Source organism: Streptomyces sp. NBC_00464, assembly GCF_036013915.1.
GTDB lineage: Bacteria > Actinomycetota > Actinomycetes > Streptomycetales > Streptomycetaceae > Streptomyces.
The window spans coordinates 5,404,005-5,420,774 of sequence record NZ_CP107899.1 but is presented as its reverse complement, the minus strand read 5'-3'; the positions used below and the strand labels follow the sequence as shown (position 1 = coordinate 5,420,774).

Genomic DNA, 16,770 nt, shown 5'->3' with positions numbered 1-16,770 from the left:
CCCCGCTGTCAGGCTCCGTACGGGTGCGCGGCCCTGGCGCCCCTCAGTGCCCGCCCCCACCAGACCAGTTGGTCCAGGAGGGACTTCGCCGCGGCGTCGGGGCCGACCGGGTCGCGGTGCCTGCCCTCGTCGTCGAAGAGGGCGCCGGCGTTGTGGAACGAGACGGTGTCGCGGATCGAGACGGCGTGCAGCTCGGCGAAGACCTGCCGCAGGTGCTCGACCGCGCGCAGACCGCCGGACACCCCTCCGTAGGAGACGAAGGCGACGGGCTTGGCCTGCCATTCGGTGAAGTGCCAGTCGATGAGGTTCTTGAGCGGGGCCGGATAGGAGTGGTTGTACTCGGGGGTGATGACGACGAAAGCGTCGGCGGCCGCCAGCCGGCCCGAGACCTCGGCCAGCAGGGCCTGGTCCTCGGGTCCGGGACGGCGGGACAGTGCGGTTGGGAGATCGAGTCCGGCGACGTCGAGCAGGTCGGTCTCGATGCCGGGGTGGCCGTCGGTCCGGGAGCGGAACCAGTCGGCGACGACGGGCGCGAACCGGCCCTCGCGGTTACTGGCGACGATGACCGCGACCTTCAGGGGGGCGGTGTCGGGCAGAGCGGTGGCCGTGTTTCCGGCTGTGGTGAGGTCCATGGCAAGAGGCTCGTACATCAACCACACTTGAGGTCAAGCGGCCCGCACCGAAGTGCGGGCCGGCCAACGGCGGACGGCGTGACAGCCCGCCCGCCACACGGGTCGGCATACGGTGGACGGCATGACGACTCCAGCAGCCGCACCGCTCCCCTACGCCGAGTTCGACGGGCATCCGGCCACCGAGGACGATCTGCGGGCGGCCGCCTTCTTCACCTACGGCCATTTCACGGCCATGCAGGTGAGGGACGGCCGGGTGCGCGGCCTGGAACTGCATCTGGAACGGCTCGACTCCGGGAACCGGGAGCTCTTCGAACTCCCCCTGGACGGCGGCCGGGTGCGTGAGCTCGTCCGGCATGCGCTGAAGGGTGCGGGGACGGCCGACGCCTCGGTGCGGGTGCACGGACTGCGCCCGCCGGGCGCTGCCGCGACGACCGTCATGGTCACGGTGCGCGGGCCGGCCCGGATGAACCCCGCGCCGGTCGGCCTGAAGTCCGTCCCGTACGCACGCACCGCGCCGCACCTCAAGCGCCCCGGCGACTTCGGCCAGACGTACTACGGGGATCTCGCCCGCCGGGCCGGGTTCGACGACGCGCTGCTGACCCTGCCGGACGGCGAGGTGACCGAGGGCGCGATCACCAACATCGGCTTCTGGGACGGAACTTCTGTCGTCTGGCCACAGGCGCCCGCACTGCTGGGGATCACCATGGCCCTGCTGGAACAGGAGTTGCCCGGCGCGGGCGTGCGGTCGGTGCGCCGCCCGGTGACGAAGGACGGGCTGGCGGCCTACCGGTCCGCGTTCGTCACCAACTCGCAGGGCATGGCGCCGGTCGCCCGGATCGACGACACGGCGTTCGCGGTGGACGAGGAGCTGATGAAGCGGCTGACGGCGGCGTACGAGACCGCCCCCTGGGACAGGGTCTGATCACCCCACCCCCTGGGCGGGGTGGACCATGGAGCTCATGCAGACTCCCGACGAAGGACCCCCGCCGCGCATGCAGATCCACATCGAGGGCTCACACCTGCCCGGCCGCGACTGCGGGCCCGGCGGCGACTTCGCCGGTCGCGAGAACATCCATGTGGGCGTCCAGCGCAAGGACCGGCCCGATGGACTCCTCGGGCTGCTCCCGGGCGATGCCCCCGCCGCCCGCTGGACCCTGGACTGCACCGCCGCCGGCGGGCCGGACGGCGTCGAGGTGAGCGGGCCGTATGTGCAGAACCGGCTGGGCGGCCGGTTCGTCTATCTGTCGTGGGGCACGGTCGACGGGGACGGGCTGTTCTCCATGTTCCGGCGGGCCAAGCTGATGTTCGCCGACATCGACGCGGACACCCTCGAAGCGGCCGCGCGCTCCGGGCACCTCACCGCACGGCTGCCGCTCTCCGACGACAGGGGACAGCCGCTGTGCGGCCGGGTGCGGCCGCCCGTCATCACCTGGTCCGCCGCCGCGCCCGCCTGAGCGGGCACCTCCCGGCACAGGACGAACCGCCCTCACCGGGCCCAGGGGGGGTGGGCCCGGTGAGGGCGGCGGCCGGGGTCGGCTGTACTCGCCGTCCCGTGGGGGGTGAGCATCGTGTGCCCGGAGACACCCGGGTCATGCATGTGACGTGCGCCACTTCCCCTTCGGCCGACATCACCCGATCGGCACCGGACACCGCAGGCCGGGGTCCCCACTCCACCATCACCGCTGTGACCTGCGCACATGAGCCCTGGCAAGGAGGCGGCGCCGGTCCGATCAGGTGAAAGCTGACCCGGTGTCAGCAGGCATGGGTGGCGAAGCGGCCGTTAGCTCGGGACCAGGACACACCAGCCCGCGCCGCCCCCGCTCGGAGGAACCCCCCATGCGCAGTCCTGTTCGCCTCGTGACCGGCACCGCCGCCGCGGCCCTCGCCGCTGCCGCGCTCGGCCTCAGTGCCGCCGCCCCGTCCGCGTACGGGGACGAAGCGGCGCCATTGGACATCACTCCCGCGAGTGCCGCCCCGGGCACGACGGTCACCGTGAACACCACCGCCTGCGGCGGCGACACCGGCGCCACCGGTGATGCGAGCGCCCTGGACGCCTCGCAGTTCGCGCTGGCCCCGGCCACGCTCAAGGAGGTCCTGGCCGGTTCGTTCAAGGTGCCGGGCAATATCGAGCCGGGGCCGTACAGCATCGACGTGGCCTGCGAGAACGGCAAGCAGGCCACCGGTGAGATCGAGGTGAGGGCCGCGAGCACCACGGGCAAGGACAGCGCCGCGGGGTCCTCCGACGAGGACTCCCCCGCCGGCGCCGGCCTGCCCTCGGACCTCTACGACTCCGAGGAGTACGACTCCACCGGGCTCGACGAGGCCGAGGCCTCCGGTGCGGCCCTCGTGCCGGACGCCCCCGCACTTCCCGGGCGCTCCACGCCCACCGCGCGCCCGACCCCCTCCGGGCACGAGACCTCCGCCGGGCACGACAGCTCGTCCGGCGGTTACGAGACCCCCTCCGGCCACCGCACCTCGGCCGCACCCACCGCCCCCACGGGGCATGTGAAGACCGGTATCGGCGGCAGCGTCGGACCGGACACCACCCAGATCGCGGCGGGAGCCGGCGTTCTCGCCGCGACCGCCGTCGGCGGAGCCTGGCTCCTGCGTCGCCGGGCGAGCGGCACGCAGGACGGCAGCTGACGGAGGCTTCCACCTCTCCGTACCGCCCGGTTTCCGTCCCGGTGGCCCTGCGCCACCGGGACGGGGCCATTCCCGTTTCGGGGCCGGCCCGTCCGGCCCCCGTCACCCGGAGGACGACCGTGTCCCAGAAGGCCAAGGGCTGGCTGCTCGTCGTCGCGGCGCTGGCCGGTCTCTGGCTGATCCGCAACGGCGCCGACACCCGGCTGACCCCGCCGGCCCCGGCCTCCGCCGACTCCTTCGCCGCCGGTCCCGGACTGCTGCCCGGATCGCCGGTCGCCGAGCCGCTCCGGCCCTCGGCGCCCGTCCGCATCAGGATCCCCAGCATCCGGGTGGACGCCCCGATGATGCGGCTCGGGCTCGGACCGGACGGCAGCCTCGACGTACCGCCGGCCGGGAACACCGACATCGTCGGCTGGTACAAGGACGGCACCCCGCCCGGCGCCAAGGGCACCGCGATCGTCGCCGGTCATGTGGACAACGCCCAGGGCCCGTCCGTCTTCTACGACCTGGGGTCCATGAAGAAGGGCAGCACGGTCGAGGTCCTCCGGCAGGACGGCCGCACCGCCGTCTTCTCCCTCGACGCGATCGAGGTCTACGACAGCAAGGACTTCCCCGACCGGCGGGTGTACGGGGCCTCGGAGCACGCCTCGCTGCGCCTGATCACCTGCGGAGGCGGGTTCTCCGACGCCACGGGCTACGAGGGCAACGTGGTGGCGTACGCCCACCTCACCGGTGTGCGCTGAGCGACCCCGCGCCGGTCAGGCCTGCCACTGGTCGAACGCCAGCTTCGCCACCAGTGAGAAGACGACCACCAGCAGCACCCCGCGGACGAACTCGCTGCCCTTGCGCAGCGCCATCCGCGCCCCGAACAGGCCGCCCGCCAGGTTGAACACCGCCATCAGTGCGGCCAGCTGCCACATCACGTTGCCCTGGTAGGCGAACATCGCCAGGGCCCCGCCGTTGGTGCAGACGTTGACGATCTTGGCGGTGGCCGATGCCGTCACCAGGTCGAGGTGGAGCACCGCGGTGAGCGCCAGTACGAGGAAGGTGCCGGTGCCCGGTCCGAACAGCCCGTCGTACAGGCCGATGCCGCCGCCCACCAGGACGATCGCGGTGACGGTGCGGGCCCGGGTGACACGAGGGGCGGTGCCGTCCCCGGCCGCCCGGCCGAACTGGGGCCGCAGCATCACGAAGGCCGCGACCGCCAGCAGCACCACCATGATCACCGGGCGCAGCACCTCGCTGCTGATCCCGGCGGCGAAGAACGCGCCGGTCATCGATCCGGCCAGCGCCGCGAGACCGATCCGCAGCGCCGTGCCGACCTTCACCGGGGCCTTGCGCGCATAGGTGACGGCGGCGCCCGACGTGCCGACGATCGCGACGGCCTTGTTGGTGCCGAGGATCTGGGCGGCCGGGACGTGCGGCAGTCCGAGCAGCAGCGCGGGCAGCAGGAGCAGCCCGCCGCCCCCGACCACTGCGTCGATCCAGCCGGCCGCTGCGGCGGCGAGGCACAGCACGACGAGGGTGGTCAGGGATATGTCAGGCATGATCGCGACCCTAAGGAAACGGTACGTGTCACGTCCAACCGGCTCGGGATTCTTGAGCCAATTCTGAGCTCGGCGCCGTGTCCGCCCCTCACAGGCGCCTCCCGGCGGCGCTGAGCGCAAGGTTCCTCCCGGGAAACAGTGGGGATCCGGACGGGTAACACCCCCCGGTCAGGCTTCCTGTCATGAGGACACAGACGGAGAACACGGCGCGGGTGGTGGTGATCGGCGCCGGGATGGCGGGCGCACGCCTCGCCGCCAAGGTGCCCGATGTCACCGTCATCGGCGAGGAGTCCCACGCCCCCTACAACCGCGTACTGCTGGCCGAGGTGCTGGCCGGGCGCTATCCGGCGGACGTCATCGCCCTCCCCCCGGCCGAGGTCCGGCGCGGGGTGCGGGTGGTGCGGATCGACCGGGAGGACCGGCTGGTGCACTGCGACGACGGAAGCGTCGTGCGCTACGGACGGCTGGTGCTCGCGACCGGCTCCAACCCGGTGCTCCCGCCGCTGCGCGGGCTCGGGAACACGATGCCGGACGGGGTGCACGCCTTCCGCACCCTCGACGACTGCCTGGCGCTGCGCGCCTCGGTGCGGCCGGGGGTGAGCGCGGTCGTCATCGGCGGCGGCCTCCTGGGTGTGTCGGCGGCCCGCGCGCTGGCTGAGTGCGGCGCCCAGGTGGTGCTGGCCCAGCAGGGCGAGCACCTCATGGAGCGGCAGCTGGACGCGGAGTCGGCGGGGCTGCTGCGCCGCCATCTGGAGTCGCTCGGCGTCGAGGTGCACACCGAGTGCCGGGTCCGCGGGCTGCGCTGCGCCGACGGCGCGGTGCGGGCCGTGGAGCTGGCCGACGGCTACGAACTGGCGGCCGAGATCACCGTGCTGGCCTGCGGGGTGCGTCCCCGGACGGGCCTCGCGCAGGCGGCCGGTCTGGAGGTCCGCAAGGGCGTCGTCGTCGACGACGAGCTGCGCACCTCCGATCCGTACATCCATGCCGTGGGCGACTGCGCCGAGCACCGCTCCACCGTGTACGGGCTCGCGGGCCCGGCGCTGGAGCAGGCCGATGTGCTCGCCGAGGTGCTGGCCGGGCGGCCCGCCCGGTACGACGGCACCCGGGCCCTGACCCGGCTGACCCTGAACGGCCCGGCCGACCCCGGTACGGGATCGCTCGATCTCGCGGCGTTCGGCGACTCCCGGCCGCTGCCCGGCGACGACGTGATCCGGCTGGCCGACGCCACCCGGGGCGCGTACCGCACGGTCGTCGTCCGCGGCGACCGGCTGGCGGGCGGTGTGCTGCTCGGCGATCTCGCCGCGGTCGGCACCCTGGCCCGCACCTGGCAGGACGACGAAGCACTCCCCGCCGAAACGTCCCTGCTCCACCTGCTCACCAACGACGGAGGCTTCTGAGATGCCGGTGTCCACTTTCCCGACCGCCCACACCTCCACCGCAGCAGCCACGCCGACCATCGTGGTCGTCGGGCACGGAATGGTCGGCCAGCGCTTCCTGGAGGCCCTCGCCGACCGCGGGCTGACGGCCACCGCCGGCACCGCCCAGGTCGTCGTCCTGTGCGAGGAGCCCCGCGCCGCCTACGACCGGGTGCAGCTGACCTCGTACTTCTCCGGGAAGACCCCGGAGGACCTGTCGCTGGTCGAGCAGGGCTTCATGGAGCAGCACGGCTTCGAGCTGCGGGTCGGTGACCCGGCCGAGTCCCTGGACCGCGAGGCGCGCACGGTGACCGCGCGTTCCGGCGAGACCTTCCGTTACGACACGCTGGTGCTGGCCACCGGCTCCTACCCGTTCGTCCCGCCGGTCCCCGGCAAGGACAGCGAGGGCTGTTTCGTCTACCGCACGATCGAGGACCTGCTCGCGATCGAGGAGTACGCGAAGACGGCGACGACCGGCGCGGTCGTCGGCGGCGGACTGCTCGGTCTTGAGGCAGCCGGCGCGCTGAAGGGGCTCGGCCTCGACACGCACGTGGTGGAGTTCGCGCCCCGGCTGATGCCCGTCCAGGTCGACGAGGGCGGCGGCGCGGCGCTGCTGCGCACCATCGAGAACATGGGCCTGACCGTCCACACGGGCGTCGGCACCCAGGAGGTCACCGCGGGCGAGGACGGCTCGGTGAACGGGATGTCGCTCTCCGACGGCTCGTCCCTCGCCACGGACCTGGTGGTCTTCTCGGCCGGTGTCAGGCCCCGCGACCAGCTGGCCCGGGACTGCGGTCTGGCGGTCGGCCAGCGCGGCGGCATCATCGTCGACGACGAGTGCCGCACCTCCGACCCGGCGGTCTTCGCGATCGGCGAGTGCGCGCTGGCCTCGGACGGCCGGGTGTACGGCCTGGTGGCGCCCGGATACGAGATGGCGCAGACGGCCGCCGCGGTGATCGCGGGCAACGAGGCGGCGTTCACCGGCGCCGACCTGTCGACGAAGCTGAAGCTCCTCGGTGTGGACGTGGCGTCCTTCGGTGACGCCCACGGCACCTCCGAGGGCTGCCTGGACGTCGTGTACGCGGACTCCCGCTCCGGCGTCTACAAGAAGCTGGTGATCGGCCGGGACGGCACACTGCTCGGCGGGGTGCTCATCGGGGACGCCGACCAGTACGGCACGCTGCGCCCGATGACGGGCACGGTCCTGCCGGTCGCCCCCGAGCAGCTGGTCCTGCCGGCCGGCGCGGGCGGCCCGGTCACACTCGGCCCGTCCTCGCTGCCCGACGAGGCCGTGATCTGCTCCTGCCACAACGTCACCAAGGGCGCGATCTGCGAGCACACCACGCTGCCCGAGGTGAAGAAGTGCACCAAGGCCGGTACCGGCTGCGGAAGTTGTGTCAAGGTCATCGGCCAGCTGCTCCCGCAGAGCCAGGACAAGGGCCTGTGCGGCTGCTTCTCGTACACCCGCAGCGAGCTGTACGAGATCGTCCGGACCCTGGGAATCACCTCGTACGCCGAGCTGCTCGACTCGCACGGCCGTGAGGCGGCGCGCGGTGGCGACGGCTGCGAGGTCTGCAAGCCGACGGTCGGTTCGGTCATCGCCTCGCTGGCGCCCACGGTCGGCGCGAGCGGCTATGTCCTGGACGGCGAGCAGGCGGCCCTCCAGGACACCAACGACCACTTCCTGGCCAACCTCCAGCGCAACGGCTCGTACTCGATCGTGCCGCGCATCCCCGGCGGTGAGATCACCCCGGAGAAGCTGATCGTGATCGGCGAGGTGGCCCGGGACTTCGGCCTTTACACCAAGATCACCGGTGGTCAGCGGATCGACCTGTTCGGCGCCCGCGTCGACCAGCTGCCGCTGATCTGGACCCGCCTCGTCGACGCGGGCTTCGAGTCGGGGCACGCGTACGGGAAGTCGCTGCGGACGGTCAAGTCCTGCGTGGGGCAGACCTGGTGCCGCTACGGGGTCCAGGACTCGGTGAAGATGGCGATCGACCTGGAGCTGCGCTACCGCGGCCTGCGCTCCCCGCACAAGCTGAAGTCGGCGGTCTCGGGCTGCGCCCGGGAATGCGCGGAGGCCCGCGGCAAGGACTTCGGGATCATCGCCACCGCCCAGGGCTGGAACCTGTACGTGGGCGGCAACGGCGGCGCCACCCCGCGCCACGCGGACCTGCTCGCCCAGGACCTGTCGGATGCCGAACTGGTGCGCCTCATCGACCGGTTCCTGATGTTCTACATCCGCACGGCGGACCGGCTGGAGCGCACCTCGACCTGGCTCGACCGCATCGACGGCGGCCTGGAGCACGTACGGGACGTCGTCGTCCACGACTCGCTGGGGCTCTGCGACGAGCTGGAGCGGCTGATGGCCGACCATGTGCGCGGCTACCGCGACGAGTGGGCCGAGACCATCAACGACCCGGAGCGACTGCGCCGCTTCGTCACCTTCGTCAACGCACCCGACGCACCCGACCCGTCGGTGAAGTTCGTCCCGGAACGCGACCAGGTCAAGCCCGACCTGGACATCCTCGCCGGCCCGGTTCTCGCCATCCGCACTCTTGAAGGGACCGCCTCCTGATGACGACCCAGACGATGAACGGGACGATGGAGACCACGCAGGACACCCGGGTCATCCGGCTCGCCGCCGGGGACGACTGGCTCACGGTCTGCGACCGCTCGCTGCTGACGCCGGGGCGCGGGGTCGCAGCCCTCCTCCCGGACGGCCGGCAGGTCGCGTTGTTCGTGGACCGGGCGGGACGTACGTACGCGATCGACAACCGCGATCCGTTCACCGGCGCGTACGTCCTCTCGCGCGGGCTGGTCGGCTCGGACGGCGGGCAGCCGTTCGTCGCCTCCCCGCTCCTGAAGCAGCGCTTCGACCTGGCGACGGGTGCCTGCCTGGACGACGACGAGGTCTCGGTGCCGGTCTTCGAGGTCCGCGCGGACTGACGGGACCGGGACCGGTCCGTGCGGACTGATCCCGGCCCGTTCACCGGCTGTTGACGCTCCGTCAACTGCGTCCCTCTACTGTCCTGACGTTCGACCCGCCGGGCCGACCGGACCGGCGGGCCCTCACGTCACCCGTGGAGTGATCGTGGAACGTCGGACCTTCTTGCGCACAGCGGTGATCGGCGGCTCGGCGGCGGCCTTCGGCGGCACCCTGTGGCGGGGGTAAACAACTGTTCCTATTTCTTTCAGTAGTTGTGCGGTGTTGTCTGCGAATATGCTGATGTGGTGAAGCTGTGGAGTTGTTGCCGCTGCCCCGACGGGGTGAGTGCGTGAAGAAGTTCGCGCCGCAGTCGGGCTTCACCGTGTCCGCGCACAAGCTGGCTCTGGACCCGAACGCCACGGCCGGAGCCCGTCTGCATTCGCATGCGGGTGCTGCGCGGGCCGCGTACAACTGGGCGGTCGGGTATGTCACGGCGGTGTGGCGGCAGCGCAAGGCCGAAGCCTCGTACGGTATCCCGGAGGACGGGCTGACGCCGTGGCGGTCGTGGTCGCTGCCGTCGTTGCGGAAGGCGTTCAACGAGGCAAAGCGGTCCGATCCGCGTTTCGCGGGGTGGTGGGAGGAGAACTCCAAGGAGGCCTACAACACTGGCCTCGCCAATGCGTCGGCTGCGTTCGACAACTACGCGAAATCGAAGAGTGGGAAGCGCAAGGGTGCGCGGGTGGGTGTTCCGCGTTTCAAGTCGAAGCGGAAGGCCCGTCGATCGTGCCGGTTCACGACGGGCACGATTCGTATCGAGGCGGACGGCAGGCATGTCACCCTGCCCAGGATCGGAACGATCCGCCTCCACGAACACCGCTCCGACCTGCGCGCCCGTATCGACGCGGGCACCATGCGCATCCTGTCCGCGACGGTAAGTTTGCACCGGGGCGCTGGTTCGTCTCCTTCCAGGTCGAGGAACAGCAACCTCTGGTGAAGGTCGCCCGCCCCGATGCTGCGGTCGGGATCGACCTGGGCGTCAAAACCCTCGCCGTCCTCGCCGACAGCGACGGCGCCGTGACTGCAGAACCCAACCCCCGCCACCTCGACCGCGCGCAGAAGCAACTGTGCCGGGCCAGCCGGGTCGTGTCCCGGAGGCAGGGCCCCGACCGGCGCACCGGGCGGAAGCCTTCCCGGCGGTGGGAAAAGGCGAACCGGGTCCGGAACAAGGTGCATCACCGGGTGGCGAACCTGCGTGAGGACACCCTCCACAAGCTGACCACCCGCCTCACCGCCGAGTACGGCACGATCGTGGTAGAGGACCTCAACGTGGCCGGGATGGGCCGCAACCGGCGGTTGTCGCGCCGGGTGGCGGACGCGGCGTTCGGTGAGATCCGGCGCCAGCTCACGTACAAGACCCGCCGGCACGGCACACGCCTTGTCGTGGCCGACCGGTGGTATCCCTCCTCGAAGACGTGCTCACGCTGTGGTGCGGTGAAAGCCAAGCTGCCCCTGAGCGTGCGCGTCTTCGAGTGCGACACCTGCGGGCTCGTCCTGGACCGGGACGAGAACGCCGGACACAACCTGCTCGCCCTCGCGACCCGCAACACCAGCACCATTCGCAGTACAGGTACCGGAGTGGCCGGAGACCTGGACCCCACCGTGGTGGGGTCGAAACCCCGTGGAGCCGACCGCAAGACCCGCACCACCCGCCCACGCCACACGGCGCGGGCGGGGCGGGCAGGTGGCACAATCCCCAGCCCCAGAGCCGGGACAGAAACGGGAGACCGTCAACAGGACACCAGAGCACAACTCGCACTCTGGTGACACCGTTACGGACCATTCCGGCAGAAACGCCGGAATTGCTGAGATCTACTGATGATTAAAGCAACGGCTGCTTCTACGCGGCGGGCACCTGCTGGTTCACCACGAAGGGCGACAACCGGGTGTGGGCGTACGACGCGAACGCGTCCAGCATCTCGCTCGTCTACGACGACTCGCTGGTCACCGGCGGCAGCGCCCCGCTGACGGGTGTCGACAACGTCACCCGGTCCACGTCGGGTGACCTGTACGTCGCCGAGGACGGCGGGAACATGGAGATCTGCCTGATCACCCCGGACGACCCCGTCGCCCCGTTCCTGCGGATCAGCGGCCAGTCCGGATCGGAGATCACCGGTCCGGCGTTCTCCCCGGACGGCACCCGGCTCTACTTCTCCTCGCAGCGCGGGACGAGCGGCAGCTCGACCGGCGGCATCACCTACGAGGTCACGGGGCCGTTCCGCGGCTGAGCGGCACCACGGCCGTGCGGCGCCTGCCACAGGCGCCGCACGGCTGCGCCGTGGTTCGTCAGGCCTGGCCGCCGGCCTCGACAGCCGCCGGGTCCATCCAGATGACCTCCCAGATGTGGTGGTCGGGGTCCTGGAAGGACCGGCCGTACATGAAGCCGAGGTCCTGGGTCTCGTTGGCGGGCGATCCGCCGGCGGCGAGGGCAGCGTCCGCCAGCTCGTCCACCTTCTCGCGGCTCTCGGCGCTCAGCGCCAGGATCACCTCGGTGTGCGTCGAGGCGTCCGTGATCTCCTTCTTGGTGAAGTCCTTGAAGCGCGGCTCCTCCAGGAGCATGGCGAAGATCGTGTCGCTGATGACGAGACAGGCGGTGCGCTCGTCGCTGAACTGCGGGTTGAAGGAGAACCCCAGCTTGCCGAAGAAGCCCTTGGTCGTCTCGATGTCCTTGACCGGCAGGTTCACGAAGATCATCTGAGGCATGGCCGTCTCACTCTCTCGGTGGTGTGGTTCCCGTGCGCTGTTCTCGAACGCTTGACGACAGGTAGACGACCGGGCCGCCGGGAACTCATCGGCGCCGGACGAAAAATCCTTCCCGCGCGGCGCCGGACGGAAAACCTCATCGGCCGCGCCGGGGTCCCGCTCAGGACACGGCGAGCGGCGCGCCGCCTCTCAGCAGCGAGCCGCCCAGCGGGGTGAGGGTGTGCAGGACCGAGCTGCCGTGGCGCAGGGTGTGGACCAGGCCCGCCTCACGCAGCACGCTGGCGTGCTGGCTCGCCGAGGCGAGGGAGACGCCGGCCCGGCGGGCGAGCTCGCTGGTGGTGCAGCCGTCGCCGATGACCTTCAGGACCGTCGACCGGGTGTTTCCGAGCAGCCGGCCGAGCCAGGGGCCCGGTTCGGCGAAGACCGGGGCGGCGGTGTGGGTCACCGGGTAGACGAGCACCGGCGGGAGCAGCGGGTCGCGGTAGACGACCGGGGTGCCGCGGCAGAAGAAGGACGGCTGGAGCAGCAGGCCGCGGCCGTTCAGGTGCAGTTCGCGGTCGACCGGGTAGTCCGCCTCCAGCACGGGCGCCCGCCAGCGGATCACCGGCGGGAGCGAGGCCAGCAGCTCGTCGGCGCCGCCGTCCAGGAGCGCCCGGCCGCGGACGGCGCGGTCGGCCTCGATGCGGGCCTGGATATGTGGCCAGTACGGCTCGACGGCTGCCCGGTGGTAGGCGCGCAGGGCCCCGATGAGCCGGCCCAGTGGCTCGGCGCGCCCCTCCCCCAGCGTGTCCAGCGCCACGGGGCGCACCGGCCTGCGGGCCGCGCCGCGGCCACCGGCCGCTCCCTGGGCGCCCAGCACCGCCAGTTCGGCCTGCAGCCGCTCGGGCGGGGTGTCGCGCAGGGCCTCCATTCCGGCGGCGAAGTCCATGGGTTCGGCGATGCCTTCCTGAGAAGGCGTCAGGAAGTCCGGGAAATAGCCATGCGGTGGAACCACGGCGGACAGCAGACGTACTTCACCATTCAACCGCGGCCGCGCTTCGGCGCGCCATTTCCCGAACACCGTGGAAGCCCGCCGGTCTCTCAGCCGGTGAAAGCTGAGAATGGTCTCCCATAATGCGTCCGGCCCGGTGGCCATCCGCACCTTGGAAAGGTCCCATCCGGAGACATGGATACGCAGCACCGAACCCCCACCCCTTGCACCTGCAATTGCCCCCGCGCAAGAGTATGCGAAGGGTAACTACACGTCACCACGGGGTTTCGGCCAGAGGTGAAACGTCTCGCCCCGAACCACCGTCACCCGAAAGGCTGTACGACGTCGGGTGCGATTCCGGAGCCTCCGGAAGAGCGAGTGAAGGCCGTGGGGGGTTTTGCTCGCTCGGCGGCGGTTGGTGACGGTGCGGCTCCGCGCTCGACGGGAGTAAGCCGGGTGCGGTCCGGGGATGGGGATCCCCGGACCGCACCCCGGTCCGTTCCGGACTCATCTCTTTGCGCATTAAACGAAGCAATGGAATACCCGCCCCGCAGAAAGCGCTCACATTCCGGCGCGCTGCCCGGTGCGGGCACCGCACGCGCACCTAAGTCCGTGGACATGACAAGGCGGCGGCACCCCCGCACAGGGTGCCGCCGCCTCCGGGAATTCCGCGGCCGCCACCGGACCGATGAGGGTCGTCCGGTCCCGCGACAGCCCGCGGAATCAGTGGTCCTGCCCGCCTCAGCGGCTGTCGCTGCCCCGCGACTGGGCAGCCGCCCGGCCCGCCTCCAGGCGGGCCACCGGGATACGGAACGGTGAGCAGGAGACGTAGTCCAGGCCCACCTCGTGGAAGAAGTGCACCGACTCCGGGTCGCCGCCGTGCTCGCCGCAGACACCGAGCTTCAGGTCGGGCCGGGTGGCCTTGCCGGCCGCGACCGCGCTGCGTACCAGCGAACCCACGCCGTCCCGGTCGATCGTCTCGAACGGCGACACCCCGAAGATGCCCTTCTCCAGGTACGCGGTGAAGAACGAGGCCTCCACGTCGTCGCGGGAGAAGCCCCACACCGTCTGCGTCAGGTCGTTGGTGCCGAAGGAGAAGAACTCCGCGGCCTCGGCGATCTGGCCGGCGGTCAGAGCGGCGCGCGGCAGCTCGATCATCGTGCCGATCTTCAGCTTGAGGTTCGTGCCCGTGGCGGCCTGGACCTCGGCGATGACCTGGTCGGCCTCCTCACGCACGATCTCCAGCTCCTGGACCGTGCCGACGAGCGGGATCATGATCTCCGCACGCGGGTCACCCTTGGCGTTCTTGCGCTCCGCCGCGGCCTCGGCGATCGCCCGCACCTGCATGGCGAACAGGCCGGGGATGACCAGACCGAGCCGGACTCCGCGCAGACCGAGCATCGGGTTCTGCTCGTGCAGCTTGTGCACGGCCTGCAGCAGTCGCAGGTCGTTCTCGTTGGCGTCCTTGCGGGACTCGGCGAGCGCCACCCGGACCGAGAGCTCGGTGATGTCGGGCAGGAACTCGTGGAGCGGCGGGTCCAGCAGCCGTACGGTGACGGGCAGTCCGTCCATCGCCTCGAAGAGCTCGATGAAGTCGGCCTTCTGGAGCGGCAGCAGCTGCTCCAGGGCCGTCTCGCGCTCCTGGTCGGTGTCGGCCAGGATCAGCTTCTCGACCATCTCGCGGCGCTCACCGAGGAACATGTGCTCGGTGCGGCACAGCCCGATGCCCTGGGCGCCGAAGCGGCGGGCCCGCAGGGCGTCCTCGGCGTTGTCCGCGTTGGCCCGCACCCGCAGCCGGCGCACCCGGTCCGCGTACGCCATGATCCGGTGCACGGCGGCGACCAGTTCGTCGGCGTCGTCGGCGCCCGCGTGCATCCGGCCCTCGAAGTACTCGACGACCGGCGACGGTACGACGGGTACCTCACCGAGGTACACCTTGCCGGTCGAGCCGTCGATGGAGACGACGTCGCCCTCCTCGATGACCCGCCCGCCCACCGTCATACGGCGGCGCTTGGTGTCGACCTCCAGGTCCTCGGCGCCGCAGACACAGGTCTTGCCCATGCCGCGGGCGACGACGGCCGCGTGCGAGGTCTTGCCGCCGCGCGAGGTCAGGATGCCCTCGGCGGCGATCATGCCGTCGAGGTCGTCCGGGTTGGTCTCGCGGCGGATGAGGATGACCTTCTCGCCGGAGCGGGACCACTTGACCGCGGTGTACGAGTCGAAGACGGCCTTGCCGACCGCGGCGCCCGGCGACGCGGCGATGCCGCGGCCCAGCCGCTCCGTCTTCGCGTCGTCGTCGAAGCGCGGGAACATCAGCTGCGCGAGCTGCGCGCCGTTGACGCGCTGGAGCGCCTCGGCCTCGTCGATGAGCCCCTGGTCGACGAGCTGGGTGGCGATCCGGAAGGCGGCACCGGCGGTGCGCTTGCCGACCCGGGTCTGGAGCATCCACAGCTGGCCGCGCTCGATGGTGAACTCGATGTCGCAGAGGTCCTTGTAGTGGGTCTCCAGCGTCTCCATGATCTGGATGAGCTGGTCGTAGGACTTCTTGTCGATGGACTCCAGCTCGGCGAGCGGCACGGTGTTGCGGATGCCCGCGACGACGTCCTCGCCCTGCGCGTTCTGCAGGTAGTCGCCGTACACGCCCTGGTGGCCGCTGGCGGGGTCACGGGTGAACGCGACACCCGTACCGGAGTCGGGGCCGAGGTTGCCGAAGACCATGGAGCAGACGTTGACCGCGGTGCCGAGGTCGCCCGGGATGCGCTCCTGACGGCGGTAGAGCTTGGCCCGGTCGGTGTTCCACGAGTCGAAGACGGCCTTTATGGCCAGGTCCATCTGCTCGCGCGGGTCCTGCGGGAAGTCGCGCCCGGCGTCCCGCGTGACGATCTTCTTGAACTGCTTGACCAGCTTCTTCAGGTCGGCCGCGTCGAGATCCACGTCGACGGTGACGCCCTTGGCGTCCTTCGCGGCCTCCAGCGCCTCCTCGAAGAGGTCGCCGTCGACGCCGAGGACGGTCTTGCCGAACATCTGGATCAGACGGCGGTAGGAGTCCCACGCGAACCGCTCGTCGCCGGACTGGGCGACGAGGCCGACGACGGAAGCGTCGGAGAGGCCGATGTTGAGAACCGTGTCCATCATGCCGGGCATCGAGAACTTGGCGCCGGAACGGACGGAGACCAGCAGCGGGTCATCGGCCTGGCCGAGCTTCTTGCCCATCCGCGCCTCAAGGGCGTCGAGGTGCGCACTCACCTCGTCGCGAAGGGCGGCCGGCTCGTCGCCGCTGTCCAGGTAGACCTTGCACGCCTCGGTGGTGATGGTGAATCCCGGAGGGACGGGAAGCCCGAGGTTGGTCATCTCGGCGAGGTTGGCACCCTTCCCGCCGAGAAGGTCCTTCAGTTCCTTGTTGCCCTCGGTGAAGTCGTAGACGAACTTCTGAAGGTCTTCGTTTTCCGACACGAGTCTCGACTCCTCGACGACGCGGTGGCTGCCCTGACGGCGAGGAACATACCCAGATCGAAGGTGTCTCGGTACGTCCACTTGCCCGTCATGCGGCCTCAACCACCCGTCCGCCAGCAGATCGAAAGTGACCCCAGGAGTGAGCCGATCGAACCTTCACGTTCAAGAAATAAACACATCACTACGAAGCGCCTACGTTTCACGCGCGATTCGTGACGTCCGGTAACGGAAGCGTCGATCGATCAAAATGAAGGCGCCTGGCACCCAGTGCCATCATTTGAGAAGTGCAACCGGTCAGGTTGCGCTCACATGAGCGTCACCCTTCTCAAGGTGGCGAGAATCACGCCGGGGCGGCCGCTCAGATGTCACCATCCGGACGCCTCCCAGGTGGCTCCGGGTGGTCCACAGGTCACACAGCGGC

At 70.6% G+C, this 16,770-nt stretch carries 14 protein-coding genes and 1 pseudogene; 10 read left to right on the top strand and 5 right to left on the bottom strand.

What is annotated here, in order from left to right:
* Positions 1-8: 8 nt before the first annotated feature.
* A complete protein-coding gene (locus OG912_RS24340; protein ID WP_327711234.1) occupies positions 9-632 on the bottom strand; it encodes an NADPH-dependent FMN reductase in 624 nt (207 codons plus the stop codon).
* Between the two features lie 121 nt (positions 633-753).
* Between OG912_RS24340 and OG912_RS24335 the strand changes: the two genes are divergently transcribed.
* The 4 genes from OG912_RS24335 (at position 754) to OG912_RS24320 (ending at position 4,018) form a co-directional block, all read left to right on the top strand.
* Positions 754-1,554 (top strand): aminotransferase class IV family protein, encoded by an 801-nt coding sequence (locus OG912_RS24335; RefSeq protein ID WP_327711233.1) that lies wholly within the window; start codon positions 754-756, stop codon positions 1,552-1,554.
* A 70-nt stretch (positions 1,555-1,624) separates the two neighbouring features.
* On the top strand, positions 1,625-2,086 hold the full coding sequence (locus OG912_RS24330) for a DUF5990 family protein (protein ID WP_327713528.1): 462 nt from the start codon (positions 1,625-1,627) through the stop codon (positions 2,084-2,086).
* 382 nt (positions 2,087-2,468) lie between these two features.
* The gene (locus tag OG912_RS24325) at positions 2,469-3,275 is read left to right on the top strand and encodes a hypothetical protein (protein WP_327713659.1); all 807 of its coding nucleotides are present in this window, start codon (positions 2,469-2,471) and stop codon (positions 3,273-3,275) included.
* Positions 3,276-3,394: 119 nt separating this feature from the next.
* On the top strand, positions 3,395-4,018 hold the full coding sequence (locus OG912_RS24320) for a class F sortase (protein ID WP_326736084.1): 624 nt from the start codon (positions 3,395-3,397) through the stop codon (positions 4,016-4,018).
* A 15-nt stretch (positions 4,019-4,033) separates the two neighbouring features.
* Here the strand turns inward: OG912_RS24320 and OG912_RS24315 are convergent, their stop codons facing one another.
* Positions 4,034-4,822, bottom strand: coding sequence for a sulfite exporter TauE/SafE family protein (locus OG912_RS24315; protein ID WP_326736085.1), 789 nt, complete (start codon positions 4,820-4,822; stop codon positions 4,034-4,036).
* 182 nt (positions 4,823-5,004) lie between these two features.
* On the opposite strand from OG912_RS24315, the gene OG912_RS24310 reads away from it, so the two are divergent.
* The 6 genes and pseudogenes from OG912_RS24310 to OG912_RS24285 all read left to right on the top strand — a co-directional run.
* A complete protein-coding gene (locus OG912_RS24310; RefSeq protein WP_327711232.1) occupies positions 5,005-6,219 on the top strand; it encodes an NAD(P)/FAD-dependent oxidoreductase in 1,215 nt (404 codons plus the stop codon).
* A 1-nt stretch (position 6,220) separates the two neighbouring features.
* On the top strand, positions 6,221-8,815 hold the full coding sequence (gene nirB, locus OG912_RS24305; RefSeq protein WP_327711231.1) for a nitrite reductase large subunit NirB: 2,595 nt from the start codon (positions 6,221-6,223) through the stop codon (positions 8,813-8,815).
* Positions 8,815-9,186 (top strand): nitrite reductase small subunit NirD, encoded by a 372-nt coding sequence (gene nirD, locus OG912_RS24300; RefSeq protein ID WP_326736088.1) that lies wholly within the window; start codon positions 8,815-8,817, stop codon positions 9,184-9,186. Before nirB ends, nirD begins: the two co-directional genes overlap by 1 nt.
* A 329-nt stretch (positions 9,187-9,515) precedes the next feature.
* A complete protein-coding gene (locus OG912_RS24295) occupies positions 9,516-10,160 on the top strand; it encodes a helix-turn-helix domain-containing protein (protein WP_327711230.1) in 645 nt (214 codons plus the stop codon).
* Positions 10,157-10,990 (top strand): RNA-guided endonuclease TnpB family protein, encoded by an 834-nt coding sequence (locus OG912_RS24290; RefSeq protein ID WP_327711229.1) that lies wholly within the window; start codon positions 10,157-10,159, stop codon positions 10,988-10,990. The genes OG912_RS24295 and OG912_RS24290 overlap by 4 nt, the downstream gene beginning before the upstream one ends.
* Positions 10,991-11,055: 65 nt before the next feature.
* A pseudogene (locus tag OG912_RS24285) lies at positions 11,056-11,451 on the top strand (translocation protein TolB); the annotation flags it as partial.
* Between the two features lie 58 nt (positions 11,452-11,509).
* On the opposite strand, the gene OG912_RS24280 reads toward OG912_RS24285, so the two are convergent.
* From OG912_RS24280 to ppdK, 3 genes are all read right to left on the bottom strand, one after another.
* Positions 11,510-11,926, bottom strand: a complete 417-nt coding sequence (locus OG912_RS24280) for a VOC family protein (protein ID WP_327711228.1) — start codon at positions 11,924-11,926, stop codon at positions 11,510-11,512.
* A 160-nt stretch (positions 11,927-12,086) separates the two neighbouring features.
* The gene (locus OG912_RS24275; protein WP_327711227.1) at positions 12,087-13,106 is read right to left on the bottom strand and encodes an ArsR/SmtB family transcription factor; all 1,020 of its coding nucleotides are present in this window, start codon (positions 13,104-13,106) and stop codon (positions 12,087-12,089) included.
* Positions 13,107-13,637: 531 nt separating this feature from the next.
* A complete protein-coding gene (gene ppdK, locus OG912_RS24270; RefSeq protein WP_327711226.1) occupies positions 13,638-16,349 on the bottom strand; it encodes a pyruvate, phosphate dikinase in 2,712 nt (903 codons plus the stop codon).
* Positions 16,350-16,770: the final 421 nt, after the last annotated feature.

What these genes read in the sequence shown, in the direction of transcription:
- OG912_RS24340 (WP_327711234.1), bottom strand. Translation starts at nt 632, where the DNA reads ATGGACCTCACCACAGCCGGAAACACGGCCACCGCTCTGCCCGACACC.
- OG912_RS24335 (WP_327711233.1), top strand. Translation starts at nt 754, where the DNA reads ATGACGACTCCAGCAGCCGCACCGCTCCCCTACGCCGAGTTCGACGGG.
- OG912_RS24330 (WP_327713528.1), top strand. Translation starts at nt 1,625, where the DNA reads ATGCAGATCCACATCGAGGGCTCACACCTGCCCGGCCGCGACTGCGGG.
- OG912_RS24325 (WP_327713659.1), top strand. Translation starts at nt 2,469, where the DNA reads ATGCGCAGTCCTGTTCGCCTCGTGACCGGCACCGCCGCCGCGGCCCTC.
- OG912_RS24315 (WP_326736085.1), bottom strand. Translation starts at nt 4,822, where the DNA reads ATGCCTGACATATCCCTGACCACCCTCGTCGTGCTGTGCCTCGCCGCC.
- OG912_RS24310 (WP_327711232.1), top strand. Translation starts at nt 5,005, where the DNA reads ATGAGGACACAGACGGAGAACACGGCGCGGGTGGTGGTGATCGGCGCC.
- nirB (WP_327711231.1), top strand. Translation starts at nt 6,221, where the DNA reads ATGCCGGTGTCCACTTTCCCGACCGCCCACACCTCCACCGCAGCAGCC.
- nirD (WP_326736088.1), top strand. Translation starts at nt 8,815, where the DNA reads ATGACGACCCAGACGATGAACGGGACGATGGAGACCACGCAGGACACC.
- OG912_RS24280 (WP_327711228.1), bottom strand. Translation starts at nt 11,926, where the DNA reads ATGCCTCAGATGATCTTCGTGAACCTGCCGGTCAAGGACATCGAGACG.